Source organism: Enterovirga sp. CN4-39, assembly GCF_049446235.1.
Lineage (GTDB): Bacteria > Pseudomonadota > Alphaproteobacteria > Rhizobiales > Beijerinckiaceae > Enterovirga.
The window spans coordinates 203,806-224,132 of the sequence record NZ_JBMSEF010000006.1; the positions used below are offsets into that span (position 1 = coordinate 203,806).

Genomic DNA, 20,327 nt, shown 5'->3' on the forward strand with positions numbered 1-20,327 from the left:
ACGCGGACGCCGTCCCACCGCTCGATCGATGGCGGGCTCTCAACGCCATCGCGTCTGAAACAGCGACGGCCTTCGCGACAATCCGACAGCTCGATCGGGAGCGCGACGCCTTCCTGGTCAGGACCCGCAAGGCAGATTTCAGGGAAGGCGCTCCGGCGGTTCTGGCGAAGCGCGCGCCGCGATTTCAAGGTTGCTGACATGAGGGTCGCCGCCGCCGGTGCGATCCTGCAGGCCGAGGGCGTCAGCCTGAGCTTCGGCGGACTACGCGCATTGTCGGAGGTCTCGTTCGAGGTGCCGGAAGGCTCGATCACGGCCGTGATCGGTCCAAACGGCGCGGGCAAGACCTCGCTGTTCAACACCATTTCAGGCTTCTACCGCCCGCAATCGGGCACGATCCGATTCGCCGGCGAAAGCCTCGACGGAGTCCCGGCCCCGCAGCGCGCAGCTCTCGGCCTCGCCAGGACATTCCAGAACATCGCCCTTTTCCGGGGCATGACGGTCCTCGACAACATCAAGCTCGGCCGCCACGCGCATCTCAAGACCAGCCTTCTGGACGCGCTCCTCTATTGGGGACGCGCACAGCGCGAGGAGATGGAGCTGCGCGCCGAGGTCGAGGAGCGCATCATCGATTTCCTCGAGATTCAGCACATCCGCCACGCATCCGTCGGTACGCTCTCCTACGGCCTGCAGAAGCGCGTCGAACTCGCGCGCGCCCTCGCCATGCGTCCGCGGATCCTGATGCTCGACGAGCCGGTCGCAGGCATGAACCGCGAGGAGACCGAGGACATGGCCCGGTTCATCCTCGACGTGAAGGAGGAGTGGGGCGTCACCATCCTCATGGTCGAGCACGACATGGGGATGGTGATGGACATCTCCGACCACGTCGTCGTGCTGAATTTCGGCCAGGTCATCGCGTCCGGGGAGCCGCGGGCCGTGCAGCGCGACGACGCCGTGATCGCGGCCTATCTCGGCTCGGGCGATGTCGGCCAGCTCGCCCGCCGCATCAGGGCCGAGGCGGCCTGATGGATGCCCTCTTCCTCGCCGAGGTCGTCCTTGCCGGTATCGGGTCTGGAGCTCTCTATGCGCTGACCGGCGTTGCCTTCGTGCTGATCTACAAGGCGACCCGGGTGGTCAATCTCGCGATCGGCGAAATCCTGATGCTCGGCGGCTACGCATTTCTCGGCTTCGCGGCCGGGCTCGGCCTGCCGCCTCTCGTCGCCCTCGCGCTCGCCGTGGCCGCGGGTGCTCTCTTCGGCTGGGTGGTCGAACGCACGCTGATCCGCCCGATGCTGGGCGAAAGTCCGATTTCCGTCTTCATGGTCACCATCGGGCTCGGCTCGATCCTGGTCGGCGCCGTGCAACTCGGATGGGGCGCCGACCCCCTCCGTCTGCCGGAATTCATGCCGGCGACGCCGGTCTTCATCGGAGAGGCCTATCTGGCTCCCAAGGTCGCCATCGGTTTCGCCGCGGCGGCGGTGGTAATCGGGACCTTCCTGGCGCTGTTCCGGTATTCGCGCAGTGGCGTCGCCCTGAAGGCGACGGCCGGCGATCAGGGCGCGGCCTATTCGGTCGGGATCGACGTGCCGCGGGTGTTCTCGGTCGCCTGGGTCCTCGCCTGTGCCACGGCGGCCGGTGCCGGCGTGCTTGTCGGAGCTATCGGCGGCATCTCGCCGACCATGGGCGTCTTCGGGCTTTCCGTCCTGGTGGTGGTGATCATCGGCGGGCTCGATTCGGTGGCGGGCGCGCTCGTCGGCGGGTTGCTGATCGGGCTGCTCGAAGCTCTCGCCGGCGCCTTTCTGGGCGGCGAGTACAAGCTCGTCGTCACCTTCGCGCTCCTGCTCGTGCTGCTGATGGTCCGTCCGTACGGGCTATTCGGCACGCATGAGATCGAGAGACTGTGACGCCATGCGCATCGGCACGCTGAAGACGAGCTACGCGGCGGACGAGGCCTTGTTCGACACGCGGCTGCAGCGCACGCTCCTCGTCGCGCTCGGGACGGTGGCCTTCCTGTTTCCGTTTGTGGCCAGTCCCTATTGGCTGTTCCTGGCCTGCCTGTGCGCGATCAACGTGGCCAGCGCCACCGGGCTGAACCTGCTCACCGGCTATACCGGGCTGGTCAGCCTCGGGCAGGCGGCGTTCATGAGCGTCGGCGCCTACACGGTCGCGGTGCTCGAGATCCACCTGGGCACGCCCTTTCTCATCAACCTGCTGGTCGGGGCGTTCCTCGCGGCCGCGATCGGCGTCCTTGTCGGGGTGCCGAGCCTCCGGGTGAAAGGCCTCTACCTCGCCATCGCCACGATCGCCGCCTCGGTGATCCTGCACTTCCTGTTCTCGCACTGGACGCTGACGGGCGAGGCGCGCGGATTGTCTATGCCGCCGGCCCGCCTGTTCGGCCTCGCCATCGACCAGCCCTTCAGCCTCTACTGGCTCATCATGCCGGTCACCTGCCTGATGGTGCTCGGCGCCGCGAACCTCTTGCGGACGCGGATCGGGCGAGCCTTCATCGCCATCCGCGATCGGGACATCTCGGCCGAGGTTCTGGGCATCCCGCTCCTCCGCTACAAGCTGATGAGCTTCGCCATCTCGTCTTTCTATGCCGGGCTCGCCGGAGGGCTTTGGGCCTATTTCTTCCGGGTCGTGACCCCGGAGAGCTTTCCGCTGGTCAACTCGATCTTCTATCTCGCGGCCATCATCGTCGGCGGCATGGGGACGATCCTCGGCGGGATCCTCGGCGCCGTCTTCATGACGCTGGTACCGGAACTGCTGAAGTTCGGAGCCAATTGGCTCACTCCGATCTACCCTGATGCGCTCGCCGTCCTGGCCCCGGTCCGGACCGTCGTCTTCGGCGCGCTCATCGTCGGCTTTCTGATCTTCGAGCCGCGCGGACTCGTAGAGGTCTGGGCGCGGATCAGGCGCTTCTTCCATCTCTGGCCATTCCGGACCTGAGGCACGCAGACGAACCGCAAAATCGAAGGCCGCCGGAGAGGGGCCGTAGCGAGAGGGAGGAGAAAAATGACCACGTCCAGACTGAATCGACGCGAGATGATGGCCGGGTCCGCGGCGCTCGCCGGACTGGGACTGGCCGGAAGCCAGGTCGTCGCCCAGGACGGCAACCAGATCGTCCTCGGCGCCTCCGTCCCGTTGACAGGCGTCTTCGCGTTCGCGGGCGTCGGCATCCATGCGGGCATCCAAGACTATCTCAAGATCCTCAACGACAGTGGCGGGATCAAGGGCCGGACGATCAAGTACGTGGCGGAGGATACCGGCTATAAGGTGGACGCCTCGGTCGCAGCCTTCAACAAGATCACGAGCCAGGAGAAGGTGGCGCTCTACTACGCTGACTCCACGGGCTTCGCGAAGACGATCAACCCCGAACTCGACCGGCGCGGCAGCATGATGATGGGCGGCGCCTCGTTCGCCACCGAGCTGAACGATCCAAAAAAGTACCCGCTCCAGTTCATCGCGGGCCCTGATTACACTGAAATGTTCGGCATTCTTCTGCGTTACATCGTCAAGGAGAGACCGGGCGCACGTGTCGCCTTTGTCTATTCCGACACGGAATTCGGGCGTGATCCGATCGCGCAGGGAGAAGCCATCGCAAAGGATCTCAAGCTTTCCGTCGTCGAGAAGATCGTCACGCCTCCGGGCAGCGTCGACGTCTCGACCGAGGTCCTGAAGCTGCGCCGCGCCAATCCGGACTTCACCATCTTTCACGGCTATGTGCTGGCCCCGATCCCGGAGTTCATCACGCATGCCAAGCAGATGGGCATGCGCTCGAACTTCATGGGCACGTTCTGGACCATGGACAACTCGACCGTGCAGCGCATGGGCGAGGCTGCCGACGGATTCCTCGGCGTCATGCCGTACCGGTACTACTACGACAAGGAAGGGTCCGCCCCGCTGCTGGAGAAGATCCGGCAGATACGGCCGGAGTACCAATCCACCGGCTACCTGCAGGGCTTCGTGACAGCCATGCTCATGGCAGAAGCGATCAAGCGCACGGTTGAGGCCGGAAAGGAACTGACCGGCGCCAATATCAAGGCTGGGCTGAACAGCATCAAGGATTTCGACACGGGCGGGTTGTTCGGCGTGCCCATCTCGATCCCCGGCAACTCGGTGCCCGTCGGGCGCATCTATCGCTTCGATGCCAAAGCCAAGCAGATGCTGCCGGCTTCGGACTGGATAAAGCTCTGACGCCGGCCAGCTCAGCGGGGGCTCGCATGGCGGCTGCAGCGGTGCTCGACGTGAACAACGTCGAGGTCGTCTACAACAGGACGGTGCAGGTGCTGCGCGGGCTCTCGCTGCAGGTGCCGCAGGGTCAGATCGTGGCCCTGCTCGGGTCGAACGGCGCGGGCAAGTCGACGCTGCTCAAGGCCGTGTCCAACCTGCTCGCGCTCGAGGACGGAGCCGTCACGGCCGGCGCGATCAGCTTCCAGGGTGAGGACGTCGCGAGCCTCGCCCCGCATAGTCTGGTTCGGCGCGGCCTCTTCCACGTCATGGAGGGGCGCCGGATCTTCGAGGATTTGACCGTCGAGGAGAACCTGACGGCTGCGACCTTCGCGCTGTCGGGCAGGCCCGCCAGCACGCCCGATTTCGAGATGGTCTACGACTACTTCCCTCGGTTGCGGGACCAGCGGAAGGGCCTCGCCGGCTATCTGTCGGGCGGCGAGCAGCAGATGCTGGCGATCGGGCGCGCGCTGATCGCAAAACCCTCCCTCATTCTGCTCGACGAGCCGTCGCTCGGGCTCGCACCCATGCTCGTGGAGGAGATCTTCGCGATCATCGCCCGCATCAATGCCGAGCAGAAGGTGTCGATGCTGCTGGTCGAGCAGAATGCGGCCGTAGCCTTCGCGGTCTCGCATTACGGCTACATCCTGGAGACGGGGAAGGTCGTGATCGACGGGCCGGTCGAGCGCTTGGTGCGCGACCAGGACGTGCGCGAGTTCTATCTCGGCGTAGGCGGGACCGGGAGCGCGCGGAGCTACCGCGACGTCAAGCACTACAAGCGCCGCAAGCGCTGGCTGTCGTGAGCGGGCGGGCCATGATCTCCCTCCCGGACCTCACCCTGCCGCAGATGCTCCGCCAGAACGCCAGGACCATGCCCGACAGGCTGGCCTTGCGGCAGAAGGATTTCGGGCTTTGGCAGCCCGTCACCTGGGCCGAATACGACGAACGCGCCCGCCATTTCGGCCTCGGGCTTCTGGCGATCGGCCTTTCCGAGCGGGGCCATGTCGGTATCTTGTCGGAAAACCGCGTCGAATGGGTCGTAGCGCAGCTCGGCGCCTCCATGGTCCGTGGCGTCGCCATCGGAGTGTACCCGACGAGCCCCGCGAACGAGGTGGCCTATGTTCTCGGGCACGGCGAGGCGCAGATCGTCGTCTGCGAGGATCAGGAACAGACCGACAAGGTGCTGGAGCGGATCGACGAACTGCCGCGGCTGAAGCGGATCGTCGTCATCGACCCCAAGGGCCTCAGACACTACCAGAGCCCGCTTCTGGTCTCCTTCGCGGAGGTGATGTCCCTCGGGGCCACGAAGGAGAGAGAGTGCCACGACCTGATCGAGACCTGCCTCGCCGGGCAGAGCCAGGCCGATATCGGCCTGATGGTCTACACCTCCGGATCCACGGGCAAGCCCAAGGGCGCGATGGTGAGCTACCGCAACATGCGGGCGCAGGCCGCGGGCGGCATCGACCGGCTCGGCATCGACCCCGCCAGCACGAACCTCTCCTACCTGCCGCTCTGCCACGTCGCCGAGCAGATGCTGACGACGATGGCTCCGATCTACGCGGGATCCTGCGTCTCCTTCGGCGAGTCCCTCCGAACGGTGCAGGAGGATCTCCGCGAGGTCGCCCCGACTCTGTTTCTCGGCGTGCCGCGAATCTGGGAAAAGCTGTACGCCGCCATTCACATCAAGCTGATGGAGGCCGGCGGCTGGCGCCGGCGGCTGTTCGAAGCGGGTCTTGCGGCCTGCAGCGGTTTCGCCTGCAAGCCTCATGCGCAACGTAGCCTGCGCGAGAAGGCGATCTTCGCATTCTACTACCTTGTCGTCTTCCGCGCATTGCAGAACTTCATCGGCCTGCGGAGGACAAAAGTCGCGCTCACCGGGGCCGCCCCGATCCCGCCGCGGATCGTCAGCTTCTTTCGTACCATCGGCGTGCCCCTGATCGAGGTATACGGGCTGACGGAATCCTCCGGCATGGCAACAGCGCAGCGCGTGGACGCGATGCTGCCCGGCGCGGTCGGCGAGCCGATCGCCGGAGCCGAAGTAAGGCTGGCAGACGACGGCGAGTTGCTCGTGCGGGGCGACATCGTGTTCGAGGGCTATTTCAACAACCCCGAGGCGACGAGCGCCGTCCTGCGCGACGGCTGGCTGCATACCGGCGATGTTGCTGTACTGCAGGAGGGGCAGGTCAAGATCGTCGACCGGCTGAAGGACATCATGATCACGGCCGGGGGCAAGAACCTCAGCCCCTCCGAAATCGAAAACACGGTCAAGGGCAGCGCCTTCATCAAGGAGTGCATCGTCGTGGCGGACGGCCGGAAATACGCCTCCGCCCTCATTCAGATCGATGCCGAGACCGTCGGGAAATGGGCCGAGGAGAACCGCATCGCGTTCACCCACTTTCGGAGCCTCGCTGAGCATCCGCGGGTCAGGGAACTCGTCGCGACCGAGATAGACCAGGCCAATGCCCAGCTCGCGCCGGTCGCCCAATTGAAGCGGTTTCACCTGCTGCAGAAAGAGCTCGACCACGACGACGACGAGGTCACCGCGACCATGAAGGTTCGCCGCGCGAACATCGCCAAGAAATACGCGACCGAGATCGAGGCGCTCTACAGCACGGAACGCCAGGGCGAGCCAGCCTGAGAGCCAGCCTATCGACGGCGCTTGGTCGGGGAGGATCCGCTACCCCCACAGTCGCCCCAGGGAGTTGCGCACCCTCGAGCGGTGCACCGACAAGCGCTTCCGCGCCCTTGTGGAAGTCGGGATCGCGGACGCTTCGGTCCGAGCGCGCGATCCCGGGATGCCGGCCTTCGGGGCCGTACGTGCGCTGGGTCGGATCGCGCGCTGGTACAACCCAGAAGGCCGCTCTCCTAGAGAGCCTCAGGGCTTGGGTGCGGTCTTGCAGCGGCTCTCGGCGAGAGTGGGATACGCCTCGTTCCCGTCCACCTTCCGGACGAGCTTGAGAATGTCCCATTTGCTCTTCGACTCGGCTGGCGACTTCACCTCCATGAGGAACATGTCGTGCACCATGGCTCCGTCTTCGCGAAGACGGCCGTTCTGCGTGAAGGCGTCCTTCACCGGGTTGGCGCGCATCCAGGCGAAGACCTGGTCGGGGGCGGTCGAACCCGTCGCTTCGATGGCCTTCAGGTAGTGCCGGACGGCCGAGTACACGCCGGCGTGGATCATGTTCGGCATGGCGTTCCGGCGCTCGAAGAAGCGCTTCGAGAATGCGCGCGTGTCGTCGTTCAGATCCCAGTAGAAGGCCGTTGTCAGGTTGAGGCCCTTCGCGGTCTCCAGGCCCATCGAAACGACGTCGCTGTCGAACATGAGAAGCGCGGCGACCTTCTGGCCCCCGGCCAGTAGGCCGAACTCGCCGGCGCCCTTCACCGCGTTGCGCAGGTCCGGGCCGACATTCGCAAGCCCGAGCACCTGCGCCTTGCTGGATTGCGCCTGGACCAGGAACGCCGAGAGGTCGCTGGCATTCATCGGATGCCGGACGGCGCCCGAAACCTGCCCGCCGGTGCTTTTCACGACCCGCGCAGCGGCCTCCTCGAGCGAATGGCCGAAGGCGTAGTCGGACGTGAGGAAGAACCAGTTCTTGCCGCCCCCTGCCACCACGGCGCTCGCCGTTCCGCGCGCGAGCGTATTCGTATCGTAGCTCCATTGCGCGCTGTAGGGTGCGCAATCCTCGTTGCTGAGCCGGTCCGTACCGGGGCCCGAGAACAGGACCACCTTGTTACGTTCCCGGGCGATGCTCTGCACCGCCAGCGCGATGGAGGAGACCGGCACGTCCGCGATGGCATCGACGCCGTCGAGGTCGTACCAGCGCCGTGCGATCTGCGAGCCGATATCCGGCTTGTTCTGGTGGTCGCCCACCAGGATCTCGACCGGACGTCCGCCAACGGTGCCGCCGGCATCCTCGAGAGCGAGCCTGGCCGCCTCGACGGACCCGGCACCAACGATATCCGAGAACGGGCCGGACATGTCGGTGAGCACGCCGATCTTCAGCGGCGGAGATGCGGACTGCGCAAGGGCTCCCGTCATCAGCCCCAGGATGACCGGCATGGCCAGCAGGGCGCTTGTCCCACTCTTCCTCACGTAACCCTCCCTTTGTGCTGCTTGTTGTCAGATCCCGCCGGCCACCAATTCGCGCCCGATAAGCATCTTGCGGATCTCCGTGGTGCCCGCGCCGATCTCGTACAGCTTGGCATCCCGCAGCAGCCGGCCCGTCGGGTAGTCATTGATGTAGCCGTTGCCCCCGAGGAGCTGGATCGCATCGAGCGCGACCCGCGTTCCGCTTTCGGCCGCGAAAAGGATCGCGCTGGCCGCCTCCTTGCGGACGGGCCGGCCCCGTTCGGCTGCGCGCGCGACCGAATGCAGGTAGGCCCTGCTCGCGTTTAGCAGCGTCATCATCTCGGCAAGCTTTGCTTGAACAAGCTGGAACTCACCTATGGCGCGGCCGAACTGCTTGCGCTCCCGCGCATAGGCGAGGCCGATATCGAGCGCCGCTTGCATCAAGCCTATCGGCGCGCTCGCGGCGACGATGCGCTCGTAGTCGAGTCCCTTCATCAGCACGCGCACGCCGCCGTTCAGCGCGCCGAGCACGTTTTCGGCCGGAACTTCGCAATCCTCGAAGACGAGTTCGCACGTCCCGGACCCGCGCATGCCGAGCTTGTCGAGCGGCTGCGCCTGGCTGAAACCGGGCGTGCCACGCTCGACGAGGAACGCCGTGATGCCCTTCTTGCCGGCATCGGGATCCGTCTTAGCGTAGACCACATAGACGTCCGCGAAGGCGCCGTTCGTCGTCCACATCTTGGTGCCGTTCAGGACGTAGCGGTCACCGCGGCGCGTTGCACCGAGGCGCAGGCTGACGACGTCCGACCCTGCGCCGCTCTCGCTCATGGCGAGTGCCCCGACCTTGGCGCCCGCGATCAGGGCCGGCAGAAAACGACGCTTCTGCTCGGCCGTCCCGTTCAACCGGATCTGGTTCACGCAGAGGTTCGAGTGGGCGATGTAGGAGATGCCGACTGAGCCCGAGCGCCGCGAAATCTCCTCGGATACGACCGCATGAGCGAGATAGCCGAGCCCGGCGCCGCCGAATTCCTCCTCGACCGTGATCCCGAACAGCCCGAGCTCACCCATCTCGGGCCAGAGCTCGCGCGGGAAGCGGTCGGCCCGGTCCACCTCGGCCGCGATGGGCGCGATCCGCCGCTCCGCATAGGAGGAGGCCAGCTCGCGCAGGGAGCGAAGATCGTCGTCGAGCTCGTCGAGCACCATCGTCAACGTCCCTGGAAAACGGGCGCGCGCTTCCCGACGAAGGCCGCGATGCCCTCGTATGCATCCGCAGAGTTGACGAGCGAGCGGAAGCCCTCCCGCTCCAGGTCCAACGCTTCGCCGAGATGGAGCGAGCGCGACATCCGGGCGAGCTTGAGCGTCCGCTCCACGGCGAGCGGCGCGTTGCGCACGATCCGCGCCGCGATGCGACGCGCGGTGTCGAGGAGTTCCGCCCCGGGCACGACCCGGCTGACGAGCCCGACGCGGAGGGCCGTCTCGGCGTCGATCGGGTCTCCGGTCAGCAGCATCTCGCTCGCGAGCGCCGGCGAGATGAAGCGCGGCAGCCTGCTCACGCCCCCTCCCCCGGCCAGGACCCCGAGTTGCACCTCCGGCAGGCCTAGACGGGCATTCTCGCTCGCGATGCGGATATCGCAGGCGAGCGCTATCTCGAGCCCGCCGCCGAAGGCGAAGCCATTGACGGCCGCGATGATCGGCTTTCGGGTCGGCGGAACCCGGGTCATGCCGCAGAACGTTCCGTCGTCGCGGTTCGCGAGCGCCTGATCACGCAGGGCCGGCAGCATCGTGCCGATCTCGGCGCCGACGCAGAATGCCCGCTCTCCCGCCCCGGTCAGAATCGCGCAGCGGATCCCCTCGTCGCGCTCCACCTCGGCCCAGGCGGCCCGGAGCGCGTCATTCGTCTCCGGATCGATCGCATTGAGACGATCCGGCCGGTTGATCCGGACAACGGCGATCCCGTCCTGCCCGCGCTCCAGATCGACGCTCACGCGCTCTCTCCGGAATGGATCTGGGTACGCAGCTCACGCTTCAGGATCTTGCCCAGATAGTTCTTGGGCAGCTCGTCATAGGACATGAAGCGCACGGCTTTCGGGGTCTGGTACCCGCCAAGGCTCGTCCGGGCGAAGGAGATCAGGTCCTCCGCGCTCGCCTGCCTACCATCGTGGAGCGTGACCACGGCCGTGACCATCTCGCCCCAATGGTCGTCGGGAAGGCCGATCACGGCGACCTCCCGGACGGCCGGGTGCTTCGCCATGACGTACTCGACTTCCTGCGAGTAGACGTTCAGGCCGCCGGTCTTGATCATGTCCTTGGAGCGGTCGTGGAAGGTCACGAAGCCGCGCTCGTCCATGACGCCGAGATCTCCCGTCAGCAGCCAGCCGTCGTGGAAGACCTTTCGGGTCTCCTCCGGGCGATTGTAATAGCCGCTCATCACGGCAGGGCCGCGCACGGCGAGTTCGCCGAGTTCGCCGGGCGCCGCGTCCGTCCGGTCCTCGCGCAGGATGCGCAATTCGCAATTGCGCACTGCCCGGCCGATCGAGCCGGGCGCACGGTCGTAATCCTCTGGCTGCAGGCAGGTGACGATCGGCCCGGCCTCCGTGAGCCCGTACTCGTAGTAGATGCCGAGGCCGGGGCTCAGTGCCTCCATCTCCTCCCGCTCGTGGCGCGGCAGGATCCCGGCGCCGGAATACCACCGCTTGAAGCTCGACCAGTCGGCCCGATGCGCGCCCGGATGCTTCACGATCTGGCGCGCCATCGTGGGCGGCGTGAAGCTGTTGGTGGCGCGCTCCCGCTGCATGGCCTCGATCCAAGCGCCGGCGGAGAATTCGCGAAGGATGACCGAGGTCGCGCCCAAGTAGAGGTGCGGCAGAAACCAGGTATTCAGCGCTGCCGAATGGTGAAGGGCCGTCGCGAGCAGGGTCGTGTCCCACTCCGTCATCCGGGTGTCGATGATCTCGTTGACGGCGTTCCAGAAGAGGTTCGCGTGCGACAGGAGCACACCCTTGGAGACGCCCGTCGTGCCGCCGGTGAACAGGATGACGCCGCCCCGGTCGGGCGAAACGCTGCGATCCGCCTTCCGCCCCCGGAAGGGGTGCGCCAGCTCGTCCTGAGACTCGCGCTCGAGCGAAAGGATCTCGGGCAGTCCCGATTCCGAGCTCATCAATGCGCGGCCGGCCTCGTCCGCAAAGAGCAGCGACACGCCGACATCCCGCATCATCGCACCGAGCCGGTCGGGCGTTTCGCGGTAGTTGAGGGCGCTCGCGAGCGCTCCCGCCTTCGCGATCGCGAGAAAGGCCTTCGCCCACTCGGCGGATGCCCCGGCCAGGATGCCCACCCGATCGCCCGGCTGCACGCCACGCGCCACGAGGGCGGCCGCCAACGCGTCGGTCTCGGCGTCCAACTCCGCGTAGGTCAAGCGGATCCCGCCGTCCACGAGGGCAAGCTTTTGCGGGAAACGCCGTGCGTTATGCGTGACGAACGCACCAACCGCTTGCATTCCACCCTCCCAATTAATCGGACAGCTGACCGTTTTTTTCTGGTTATCCGGGTTCAAGCCCGTCGGCAAGCCGTCTATGGATCGACAGACCTCAACGGCGGCCCGAGCGCAGGACCGCTCCGGACACGAAACATCACGGGAGAGACATGGTCACCCAGGAAGCCGTCCCGGCGAGCGCCGGCACATCGAACTGCGTGTCTGTCCAGACGGATTGTCGTGGCGTTGCCACGGTGACGTTGAACCGTCCGGAAGTGCGCAACGCCTGGAACCCCGCCCTGATAGCGGAGCTGACCGCCACCTTCCTCCGGCTCGCAGAGGATGATTCAGTCCGCGTCGCCGTGATCACGGGAGCTGGGACGGCCTTCAGCGCAGGCGGAGACCTTGGCTGGATGCGAGGTCTTCTTGAGGCATCGGAAGACGAGCGCCGACGCGACGCGGACAAGGTCGCGGCCCTCCTCGATGCGCTGGACCTGTTTCCGAAGCCGCTCGTCGCCCGGGTGAATGGCGCCGCCTTTGGCGGCGGGTTGGGGCTCGTCTGCACGGCAGACGTTGCAATCGCGAGCGAGCCTGCCCGGTTCGGCCTGACGGAGGTCCGGGTCGGCATCATCCCGGCCGTGATCTCGCCTTTCGTCGTTCGCCGACTGGGCCTTGGCACGGTCCGCGGCCATCTGCTCGGCGGCGCGGCGATCTCGGCCGAGACGGCCCGCGCTATCGGGCTCGTTCGAGAGGTCGTACCCGCCGCCGTCCTCGATGAAGCCGTTCTGGCGGTTGTCGACGAATTTCTTTCGTCCGGGCCCGAAGCCCTCCGCCGCACCAAGGCCCTGCTCCGGGAAGTAAGCGCCTGTGGTCCGGAACAGGCAAAAGCGCTGGCGATCGAGGCCCTGATGGACGTCTGGCGAGGCGACGAAGCCCGCGACGGCCTGACGGCCTTTCTGGAGAAGCGCCGCGCTCCATGGGTCCAGGCCTGACCCGTTTCACGACGGGAGCTTGCGGCTTGGCGTGCCGAGTTGTCTAGGATTCCGCGAGCCTCCCGAAGAGACCACAGCCAGTTCGATGACGAGAACGACCGGATCCAGCGGAGCGAAGACGCTCGAGGCAATCAAGCGCGCAGGCGTGAAGCGCATCTACGAGCACGGCTTCGAGGCCATGAAGCTGCGCGATCTTGCAGCCGATGTCGGGATCCAGCCGGGGTCGCTCTACAATTACATCACGCAGAAGGAGGAGTTCCTCTTCACCCTAATCCGGGAGATCATGGAAGAACTCCACGCCGGCTTGCGGGCGACACTCGAGGGCGCGCACGGACCCCTCGATGCGCTCGAACGCTTCGTCGACTTCCATATTCGGTGGCACACTGCCCGGAGGCGAGAGGTCTTCATCGGCAACATGGAACTGCGGAGCCTTTCGCAGCCGCATTACCGGGAGATCGTGGAGCTCCGGCAGCTCTACGAGGGCGAGCTTCGCAGCATCCTGGAGGACGGAAACCGGCGCGGCGTCTGGAGCGTCGACGAGCCCCAGATTACCACCTTCGCGATCATCGCCATGCTGACGGGCGTCTGCACCTGGTACCGCCCGCGCGGGCGGCTTTCGCAGGACCAACTGGTGGCGCATTATCGGAGCCTCGTCCTGAGCACCGTCGCCCTCCGACCCGCCTGAAGCAGCTCCGCCGACACCTTCCGATCCGCAATTAAACGGACGGTCGACCGCTTGTTTATCGCGGCCGTTGTCGGTACAGGAAGAGCCTGCTCGACGCACTCGGGCAGGCGGTTTCGAGAGTGGCCACGCGCCATGGCGCCCAGGCCACCAGCCCCGTCGGGAGGAGAAGGATGCTGTTCCGGAAGCCATTGGCCTTCAGCAACGCGGTCGCGACGACTTTCAGCGGCATCGAGACTGCACCACTGGGCGAGATCAGGCTGCTGCAAGAGGCGCGGCTCCGGCGCCAGATGGACTACCTTGCCGAGCGCTCGGTCTTCTACCGCAGGCGCTTCGCCGAATGGGGCATCTCGCCTGGATCCATCAGGTCCGTCGAAGACCTTGCGACCATCCCCTTCACCTACAAGCAGGACCTGCGCGACAGCTTGGCTGCAGCGCCGCCGCTGGGTGAGCATCTTGCGGCGCCGATCGAAGACGTCGTGCAGATCCAGGCCTCGTCCGGCACGACGGGCAGCCCTTCCTATGTCGGCCTGACCGAGAACGACGTCCTGGCTTGGCAGGAGATGACCGCGCGGGCCCTCTTCGCGTGCGGCATGCGCCCGGGCGATACGGTCCTGCACGGCTTCTCGATGAGCAAGGGCTTCGTCGGCGGCATCCCGATCTTCCAGGCGATCCAATACCTGGGAGCGCGTGACGTCCCGATCGGGGCGGATGGTGGGGTCGACCGGCTCCTGATCGCGGCGCGCGACCTGCGCCCGCGCTGCATCGTCGGCACACCCAACTTCCTGCTCTTCCTGGCCGAAGCCGCTCCAGACATCATCGGCATGGAGGCCGCGGAGCTCGGCGTCGAGCGCCTGATCGTCGGCGGTGAGCCGGGCGGCGGCATCCCGGCCATCCGGGAGGCGATCGAGGCGCGTTGGAACGCGACCTGCTGCGAGCTCATGGGCGGCACCGACCTCGGCTGCACGTACTGGGCCGAGACGGATTCGCATCTCGGCATGTACATGGTGGGGCCCGAGCACATCCTGGTAGAGCTGATCGATCCGGAGAACGGGGCCGTGCTCCGCTGGGAGGAAGGCCAGACGGGCGAGCTCGTCTACACGGCGCTTGGCCGTGAGGCGTCGCCGGTCCTCCGCTTCCGCAGCGGCGACCACGTGAGGGTGACGGCGACGACCTCGCCCGACGGCCGGACCGCGCCGGCCATCCGCTGCTTCGGCCGCACGGACGACATGCTGATCGTCCGAGGCGTGAACCTCTTCCCCTCGGCCATCCAGCACATCGTCGCCTCCATGCCGGAGACGAACGGCGTGATGCGGATCGTCGCCGATTTCGCGGGCCACACCACGCAGGAGAACCTCAAGGTGCTGGTCGAGCGCAGCGGAGGCCGGCCGGCGGAGCAGGACGGCGAGCTGAAGCGCGAGGTCGAGACCCGCATCCGCAACGCGCTCGCCGTGAAGGCGGATGTCAGGATCGTTCCCGCCGACTTCTTCGAGAAGCCGGGCGCCCGGAAGGTCTCACTCACCTTGCGCGAGATGCCGGCCATCCCGAACCCTTCCGCGAGCCGCTGAGCCGACCATGCAGACACAGGAACCGGCCGCTCCCTTGAGCGATGCCGAGCGCAACCGGCGGGACTATCTCGAACTCGTCGAGGAGCTCTACGCGAAGCGCCGCTCCGCGCGCATCGGCGGCCCGGAGAGAGCGCGCAAGAAGCATGTCGGGCGCAGCAAGCTGCTCGTCCGCGAGCGGATCGATGCGCTGATCGATCCGGGCTCGCCCTTTCTCGAGCTCGCCGACCTCGCAGGCGACGGCCTGTACGAGGGCGTGGCGCCGGGCGCCGGGCTGGTCACGGGGGTCGGCACGATCCAGGGCCGCCCCTGCATGATCATCGCAAACGACGCGACCGTGAAGGGCGGCACCTATTTCGGCATGACCTGCCGGAAGCATGTCAGGGCCCAGCGCTTCGCCTGGGAGAACGAGCTCCCCTGCATCACGCTCGTCGACAGCGGCGGGGCCTTCCTGCCTGACCAGGCCAACATCTTCCCGGACGAGGGCCTGTTCGGCTCGATCTTCCACAACCAGGTCGGCATGTCGGCAGACGGCATCCCGCAGATCGCCGTTGTGCTCGGGGCCTGCACGGCGGGTGGCGCCTATATCCCGGCGCTTTGCGACGAGATCGTCATCGTGCGCGGCCAGGGCTTCATGTATCTCGGCGGCCCGCAGCTCGTCCAGGCCGCGACCGGCGAGCAGACCGGAGCCGAGGAGCTCGGCGGCGCCGCGATGCACAGCCGCACGAGCGGCGTCACGGACCACCTTGCCGAGAACGACGCACACGCGCTCGCCATCACCCGGCGCCTGGTCGGCGAGCTGCCGGGCCGCCCCGCCTCGCGCTGGACGCGCTCGCGGCCGCAGGGGCCAGAGCGCGATCCCGCCAGCATCTACGAGCTGATCAGCCGCGATCCGCGCAAGCCGACCGATACCCGGGCCGTTCTCCAGGCGCTCGTGGACGAAGGCAGCCTGCAAGAGTTCAAGGCCGAATACGGCACCACGCTGATCACGGCCTTCGCCAGGATCGGCGGCTTCCAGGTCGGACTCCTGGCGAATGCCGGTGTGCTGTTCACCGACTCCGCCCTCAAGGCGACCCACTTCATCGACCTGTGCTGCAAGCGCGACGTGCCGCTCCTCTTCCTGGCTGACGTGTCGGGCTTCATGGTCGGCCGGGAGGCGGAGGTCTCTGGCATCGCCAAGGCCGGCGCGAAGTTCATCACGGCGATGAGCTCGGCCTCCGTGCCGAAATACACGATCATCACCGGCGGCTCCTACGGGGCGGGCTACCTGGCGATGTGCGGGAGGGCATTCAAGCCGACCGCGATGTTCATGTGGCCGAACGGCCGCGCGGCCATCATGGGACCGGAGCAGGCCGCCACGACCCTTGCGATGGTGAAGCGCCAGAACGTCGAGGCGCGGGGCGGCTCCTGGTCTGCCGAGGAGGAAGAGGCGTTCAAGGCGCCGATCCGCGGCGAATACGAGCGCTTCGCCGATGCCTACAACTTCGCGCGCAACCTCTGGGTCGATGGCGTCATCGAACCCGGCGAGACGCGCCAGGTGATGACGCTTCTCCTCGACCTCGCCGCCCGCACGGAAAAGCGGCCTACGCGCTTCGGCGTGTTCCGGATGTGAGCCCGAGCCGACGCATGCCCTTCAAGAAGATCCTCATCGCCAACCGTGGCGAGATCGCCTGCCGGATCGCCCGCACCTGCCGCAGACTCGGCATCGGTGTTGCCGGCGTCCATTCGGAGGCGGACCGGAACGCGCTGCATGTCCGCGAGATCGGCGAGTCGATCGAGATCGGACCCGCGCCGGCCTCGGCGAGCTACCTGCAGATCGAGCGGATCGTCGAGGCTGCGCGGCGCGTCGGCGCCGATGCGGTTCATCCCGGATACGGCTTCCTGGCGGAGAACGCTGCGCTCGCATCTGCGCTGGCGGAAGCGGGCATCGCCTTTATCGGCCCCCGGCCCGAGGTGCTGCGCCAGTTCGGTGACAAGGCCGCCGCCAAGGCCGTCGCGCGCGGGGCCGGCGTGCCGGTCGTGCCCGGGACGATCCAGCCAAGCCGTGACCCGAGCGAGATCCTGTCAGCCCTTCGCGGGATGCAGCTTCCGGTCCTGCTGAAGGCCGCCGCGGGCGGCGGCGGCAAAGGCATGCGGGTCGTCTCCAGCCTGGAGGATGCCGCGCAGGAGATCCAGGCCGCGATGCGGGAGGGGCAGAGCTCCTTCGGCAACCCGGAGCTGATCGTCGAGGAATTCCTGCCGCGGGCGCGACACATCGAGGTCCAGATCCTCGGTGACGGCCGGGGGCGCGTGATCCACCTCTTCGACCGCGAATGCTCGCTGCAGCGCCGGCACCAGAAGGTCATCGAGGAGGCCCCGGTCCTGAGCCTTCCTGTCGGCTTGCGCGAGGAGATCCTGGGCCATGCCGTCCGGCTCGGCGAAGCAGTCCGATATGGCGGGCTCGGAACGGTCGAGTTCATTGTCCAGGGCCGGCGCGCATTCTTCCTCGAGGTGAATCCACGCATCCAGGTCGAGCACCCGGTCACCGAGGAGGTGACGGGCCTCGACCTCGTGGAACTGCAACTCCGGGCCGTCGGCGAAGCCGCCCTCCCCCGACAGGACGAGATCAGGGTCACGGGCTGCGCGATCGAGGCGCGCCTCTATGCGGAGGACACTGCGCGCGGCTTCCTTCCATCGACAGGGACGGTCGAAAGGTTGCGGCTGCCGGGCGGCATCCGGGTGGATGCCGGCGTCGACGAGGGCGCGGAGGTCACGCCTTTCTACGATCCCATGATCGCCAAGCTGATCGCGACGGGGCCGGACCGGGCCGGCGCCTACGCTGCGCTGCGGTCGAACCTGGCCGAGACCGGCGTGCTCGGGCTGGAGACGAACCGCGACTTCCTGCTCCGCCTCGCGACGGACCCGGACGTGCTCCGGAACGAGGTGCATACGGGCTCGATCGACGCGCTGCTGCAAACCGAGACAGCCAGGGCCGGCGGTAGCGCAACCACGGAGGATGCCGCGCTCGCGGCCGCACTCTGGCTGCGCAAGCATCGCGCCGAGAGCGCAGACCCGTGGTCCGGCTGGTCGGACCTGACTGGTTGGCGCCTCGGTGACGGCAGCGCGACCATGGCCTTCTCGCCCTCGCTTCGCCTCCTCGCCGGCGAGGAGTCCTTCGAGGCAACCTTCGGTCAACGCGAGGCGAACGGCTCGCTCGGCGTGCGGATCGGCGAGGAGCGCTTCACCGTGACACCCGGCGAGGCGGCAGGCCGGCAGGTGAGCGTGCTGGACGGACGAAGCTGCGCCCTTCGGTCCTCGGTCGCGGACGAGAGCGTCGGCTTCGTGGCTCCGGACGGTCGAAGCGTCCGATTCCGCGTCGAGCCGCACCTCTCGGGGAACCTGCTCGCGTCCGAGGCCTCAGGTGACGGCCGCATCCGAGCCCCCATGATGGGCCGCATCGTGGCAGTCGAGGTCGAGGCCGGCACGCCCGTGACAGGCGGGCAGCGGCTGGCGACGATGGAATCGATGAAGATGGAGCTCCCGATCCAGGCGCCCTGGGCGGGAGTCGTCAGTGCCGTGCATTGCCGGCAGGACGCGAATGTCGAACGCGATCAGGTCGTGTTCGTCCTCTCCCGTGTCGAGGATGCGGCCGCGTGAGTGATCTTCCCGGCCGCATCGACATCCACGAGGAGGGCCCGCGCGAGGGCTTCCAGTTCGAGAAGACGATCTACCCGATCGAGCAGCGGGTTGCGCTGGTGGATGCCCTCACCGAGACCGGTCTGAAGGACATCCAGGTCGCATCCTTCGTCAATCCGAAGCTCGTCCCGCAGATGGCGGACGCGGCCGAACTCTTCGGGCGCATCCGCAAGAAGCCGGGCGTGCGCCACACGGCGTTGTGGCTGAACGAGCGCGGCTTCGAGCAGGCCATAGCGGCACCGGGGGTCGACCTTGCCGGCAAGCTCCTCTTCTACGCATCCGACCCCTTCAGCCGGCAGAACAACGGCTGCTCGCGCGAGGAGATGCGCCATCGTCAGGCCGGATGGCTGCCCCGCTATGAAGCGGCCGGTATTGCGGTCGAGGCCGCCTATGTGATGACCGCCTTCGGCTGCAACCTGCAGGGTGAGGTGCCGGTCTCCGCCGTGCGCGAAGAGGTCCGGTGGGTCGCCGAGCTGTGCCGGGAAGCCGGAGCCCCCCTGCCGGCGATCTACCTCGCAGACACGGTGGGCTGGGCTACGCCGCTCTCCATCGAGCGCAGGATCGGGGCGGTTCGAGAGCTGCTGCCGGATGCCCGTATCGGGCTGCATCTCCATGATACGCGTGGCACCGCACCGGCCAGCTTCTATGCCGCGCTTCGGATGGGCGTGACGCTCTTCGACGGCTCGCTTGCCGGGCTCGGCGGCTGCCCCTTCGCCGGCCACGGCCAGGGGGCGGCGGCGGGCAACATCTGCACGGAAGACATGGTCTTCATGGCGCACGAAATGGGCATCGAGACAGGGATCGATCTCGAGCGTCTGATCGAGGCGGCGCGCATGGCCGAGCGCATCATCGGGCGGCCGCTTGCCGGACGCGTGATGCATAGCGAGTCGCTCCCGCGACGCTGAGAAAGCAGCCGCCACCCGCCGGCCTATCGCCGGGAGCCATCATCTACCGAGGACCAGCGCCAGCGGAACTCTTCTATCCATCTTGGTCTCAGGCCCAGATCCAAGCGAGGGACCTTAAGGCTGGCTTAAGCTGTGGGAGTTGAGTGGCCCCCGCCTGCGACTTCGCAAGGCTCCCTCGGGTGATCGGATGTCAGCCTCCTCCAGGATTCGTGCGGCGATCCTGTTCGCCTCCTGCCTCGCCCTGAACGTCGGTGGCGTCGAGGCTCAGATGGCGGATCTGGCGGCCGTGAGGGTCGCGTCGGTAGCGCGACTGGAGGACGTCCTCCGAAAGGCCCGCGCGCGGCGCGAGCCGGTCCTCGCCTATGTCACGGCCGAATGGTGTCCGAGTTGCAGGGCGATGGATCGCACGGTCTTCGCTGACCCGGTGGTGAAGAAGCGGCTCGGACAGCTCACCCTGGTCGTCGTCGATGTCACGCGCGATGGCGACGGGGAGCGCGCGATGCTCGCGCGGCTGAAAGCGGAGGGGCCACCGACCCTTATCGCCCTCAACGGCCCGAGCAGGATTGCGGCGGACGCCCGCATCGTCGGCATGCCGAGCAAGAACGCGCTGCTGGACCTGCTGAACTCCGCGGGAATGTAGGCGCGAGCGCACAAGGCGCCGCGCGGTAACACGACTTTAACCCTGGTCCTGGAGCTTCGATGACGATCTCTCGCCGAGCCATTCTGGCCGGAACATCTGCGCT

The 20,327-nt window shown here is 67.0% G+C and carries 17 protein-coding genes and 1 pseudogene; 14 read left to right on the forward strand and 4 right to left on the reverse strand.

The window, feature by feature from the left end; translation table 11 throughout:
• The first annotated feature begins 198 nt into the window (after nucleotides 1-198).
• The 7 genes and pseudogenes from ACO2SS_RS12550 to ACO2SS_RS12580 form a co-directional block, all read left to right on the forward strand.
• Entirely contained in the window at nucleotides 199-1,023 is an 825-nt protein-coding gene (locus ACO2SS_RS12550) for an ABC transporter ATP-binding protein (protein WP_423278002.1), read from the forward strand.
• On the forward strand, nucleotides 1,023-1,901 hold the full coding sequence (locus ACO2SS_RS12555; RefSeq protein WP_423278003.1) for a branched-chain amino acid ABC transporter permease: 879 nt from the start codon (nucleotides 1,023-1,025) through the stop codon (nucleotides 1,899-1,901). Before ACO2SS_RS12550 ends, ACO2SS_RS12555 begins: the two co-directional genes overlap by 1 nt.
• 4 nt (nucleotides 1,902-1,905) lie before the next feature.
• Entirely contained in the window at nucleotides 1,906-2,946 is a 1,041-nt protein-coding gene (locus ACO2SS_RS12560) for a branched-chain amino acid ABC transporter permease (protein WP_423278004.1), read from the forward strand.
• Between the two features lie 66 nt (nucleotides 2,947-3,012).
• The gene (locus ACO2SS_RS12565; RefSeq protein WP_423278005.1) at nucleotides 3,013-4,194 is read left to right on the forward strand and encodes an ABC transporter substrate-binding protein; all 1,182 of its coding nucleotides are present in this window, start codon (nucleotides 3,013-3,015) and stop codon (nucleotides 4,192-4,194) included.
• Between the two features lie 26 nt (nucleotides 4,195-4,220).
• The gene (locus tag ACO2SS_RS12570; RefSeq protein ID WP_423278006.1) at nucleotides 4,221-5,030 is read left to right on the forward strand and encodes an ABC transporter ATP-binding protein; all 810 of its coding nucleotides are present in this window, start codon (nucleotides 4,221-4,223) and stop codon (nucleotides 5,028-5,030) included.
• 11 nt (nucleotides 5,031-5,041) lie between these two features.
• Nucleotides 5,042-6,865, forward strand: coding sequence for an AMP-dependent synthetase/ligase (locus ACO2SS_RS12575; RefSeq protein ID WP_423278007.1), 1,824 nt, complete (start codon nucleotides 5,042-5,044; stop codon nucleotides 6,863-6,865).
• A 64-nt stretch (nucleotides 6,866-6,929) separates the two neighbouring features.
• Nucleotides 6,930-7,082: pseudogene (locus tag ACO2SS_RS12580) on the forward strand (TetR/AcrR family transcriptional regulator); the annotation flags it as partial.
• A gap of 20 nt (nucleotides 7,083-7,102) precedes the next feature.
• Here ACO2SS_RS12580 and ACO2SS_RS12585 read toward each other — a convergent pair.
• The 4 genes from ACO2SS_RS12585 to ACO2SS_RS12600 are packed head-to-tail and all read right to left on the reverse strand — an operon-like array spanning nucleotide 7,103 to nucleotide 11,789.
• A complete protein-coding gene (locus tag ACO2SS_RS12585) occupies nucleotides 7,103-8,320 on the reverse strand; it encodes an ABC transporter substrate-binding protein (protein WP_423278008.1) in 1,218 nt (405 codons plus the stop codon).
• A gap of 27 nt (nucleotides 8,321-8,347) precedes the next feature.
• On the reverse strand, nucleotides 8,348-9,499 hold the full coding sequence (locus tag ACO2SS_RS12590) for an acyl-CoA dehydrogenase family protein (RefSeq protein ID WP_423278009.1): 1,152 nt from the start codon (nucleotides 9,497-9,499) through the stop codon (nucleotides 8,348-8,350).
• 2 nt (nucleotides 9,500-9,501) lie between these two features.
• Nucleotides 9,502-10,281, reverse strand: coding sequence for an enoyl-CoA hydratase/isomerase family protein (locus ACO2SS_RS12595; RefSeq protein ID WP_423278010.1), 780 nt, complete (start codon nucleotides 10,279-10,281; stop codon nucleotides 9,502-9,504).
• Nucleotides 10,278-11,789, reverse strand: coding sequence for a class I adenylate-forming enzyme family protein (locus ACO2SS_RS12600; protein ID WP_423278011.1), 1,512 nt, complete (start codon nucleotides 11,787-11,789; stop codon nucleotides 10,278-10,280). Before ACO2SS_RS12600 ends, ACO2SS_RS12595 begins: the two co-directional genes overlap by 4 nt.
• 146 nt (nucleotides 11,790-11,935) lie before the next feature.
• Here ACO2SS_RS12600 and ACO2SS_RS12605 point away from each other — a divergent pair, with 146 nt between their 5' ends.
• The 7 genes from ACO2SS_RS12605 to ACO2SS_RS12635 all read left to right on the forward strand — a co-directional run bounded on the left by ACO2SS_RS12605 (nucleotide 11,936) and on the right by ACO2SS_RS12635 (nucleotide 20,224).
• The gene (locus ACO2SS_RS12605) at nucleotides 11,936-12,757 is read left to right on the forward strand and encodes an enoyl-CoA hydratase-related protein (protein ID WP_423278012.1); all 822 of its coding nucleotides are present in this window, start codon (nucleotides 11,936-11,938) and stop codon (nucleotides 12,755-12,757) included.
• An 85-nt stretch (nucleotides 12,758-12,842) separates the two neighbouring features.
• Nucleotides 12,843-13,442, forward strand: coding sequence for a TetR family transcriptional regulator (locus ACO2SS_RS12610; protein ID WP_423278013.1), 600 nt, complete (start codon nucleotides 12,843-12,845; stop codon nucleotides 13,440-13,442).
• A gap of 170 nt (nucleotides 13,443-13,612) precedes the next feature.
• On the forward strand, nucleotides 13,613-15,007 hold the full coding sequence (locus tag ACO2SS_RS12615) for a phenylacetate--CoA ligase family protein (protein ID WP_423278014.1): 1,395 nt from the start codon (nucleotides 13,613-13,615) through the stop codon (nucleotides 15,005-15,007).
• 7 nt (nucleotides 15,008-15,014) lie between these two features.
• Complete coding sequence (locus ACO2SS_RS12620; RefSeq protein WP_423278015.1) at nucleotides 15,015-16,616, forward strand: acyl-CoA carboxylase subunit beta; 1,602 nt, start codon at nucleotides 15,015-15,017, stop codon at nucleotides 16,614-16,616.
• Between the two features lie 14 nt (nucleotides 16,617-16,630).
• Nucleotides 16,631-18,640, forward strand: a complete 2,010-nt coding sequence (locus tag ACO2SS_RS12625) for an acetyl/propionyl/methylcrotonyl-CoA carboxylase subunit alpha (protein ID WP_423278016.1) — start codon at nucleotides 16,631-16,633, stop codon at nucleotides 18,638-18,640.
• On the forward strand, nucleotides 18,637-19,584 hold the full coding sequence (locus ACO2SS_RS12630) for a hydroxymethylglutaryl-CoA lyase (RefSeq protein WP_423278017.1): 948 nt from the start codon (nucleotides 18,637-18,639) through the stop codon (nucleotides 19,582-19,584). Before ACO2SS_RS12625 ends, ACO2SS_RS12630 begins: the two co-directional genes overlap by 4 nt.
• 187 nt (nucleotides 19,585-19,771) lie before the next feature.
• Nucleotides 19,772-20,224 carry a thioredoxin family protein gene (locus ACO2SS_RS12635; RefSeq protein WP_423278018.1) on the forward strand — a complete coding sequence of 151 codons (453 nt, stop codon included), beginning with the start codon at nucleotides 19,772-19,774 and terminating at the stop codon, nucleotides 20,222-20,224.
• Nucleotides 20,225-20,327: the final 103 nt, after the last annotated feature.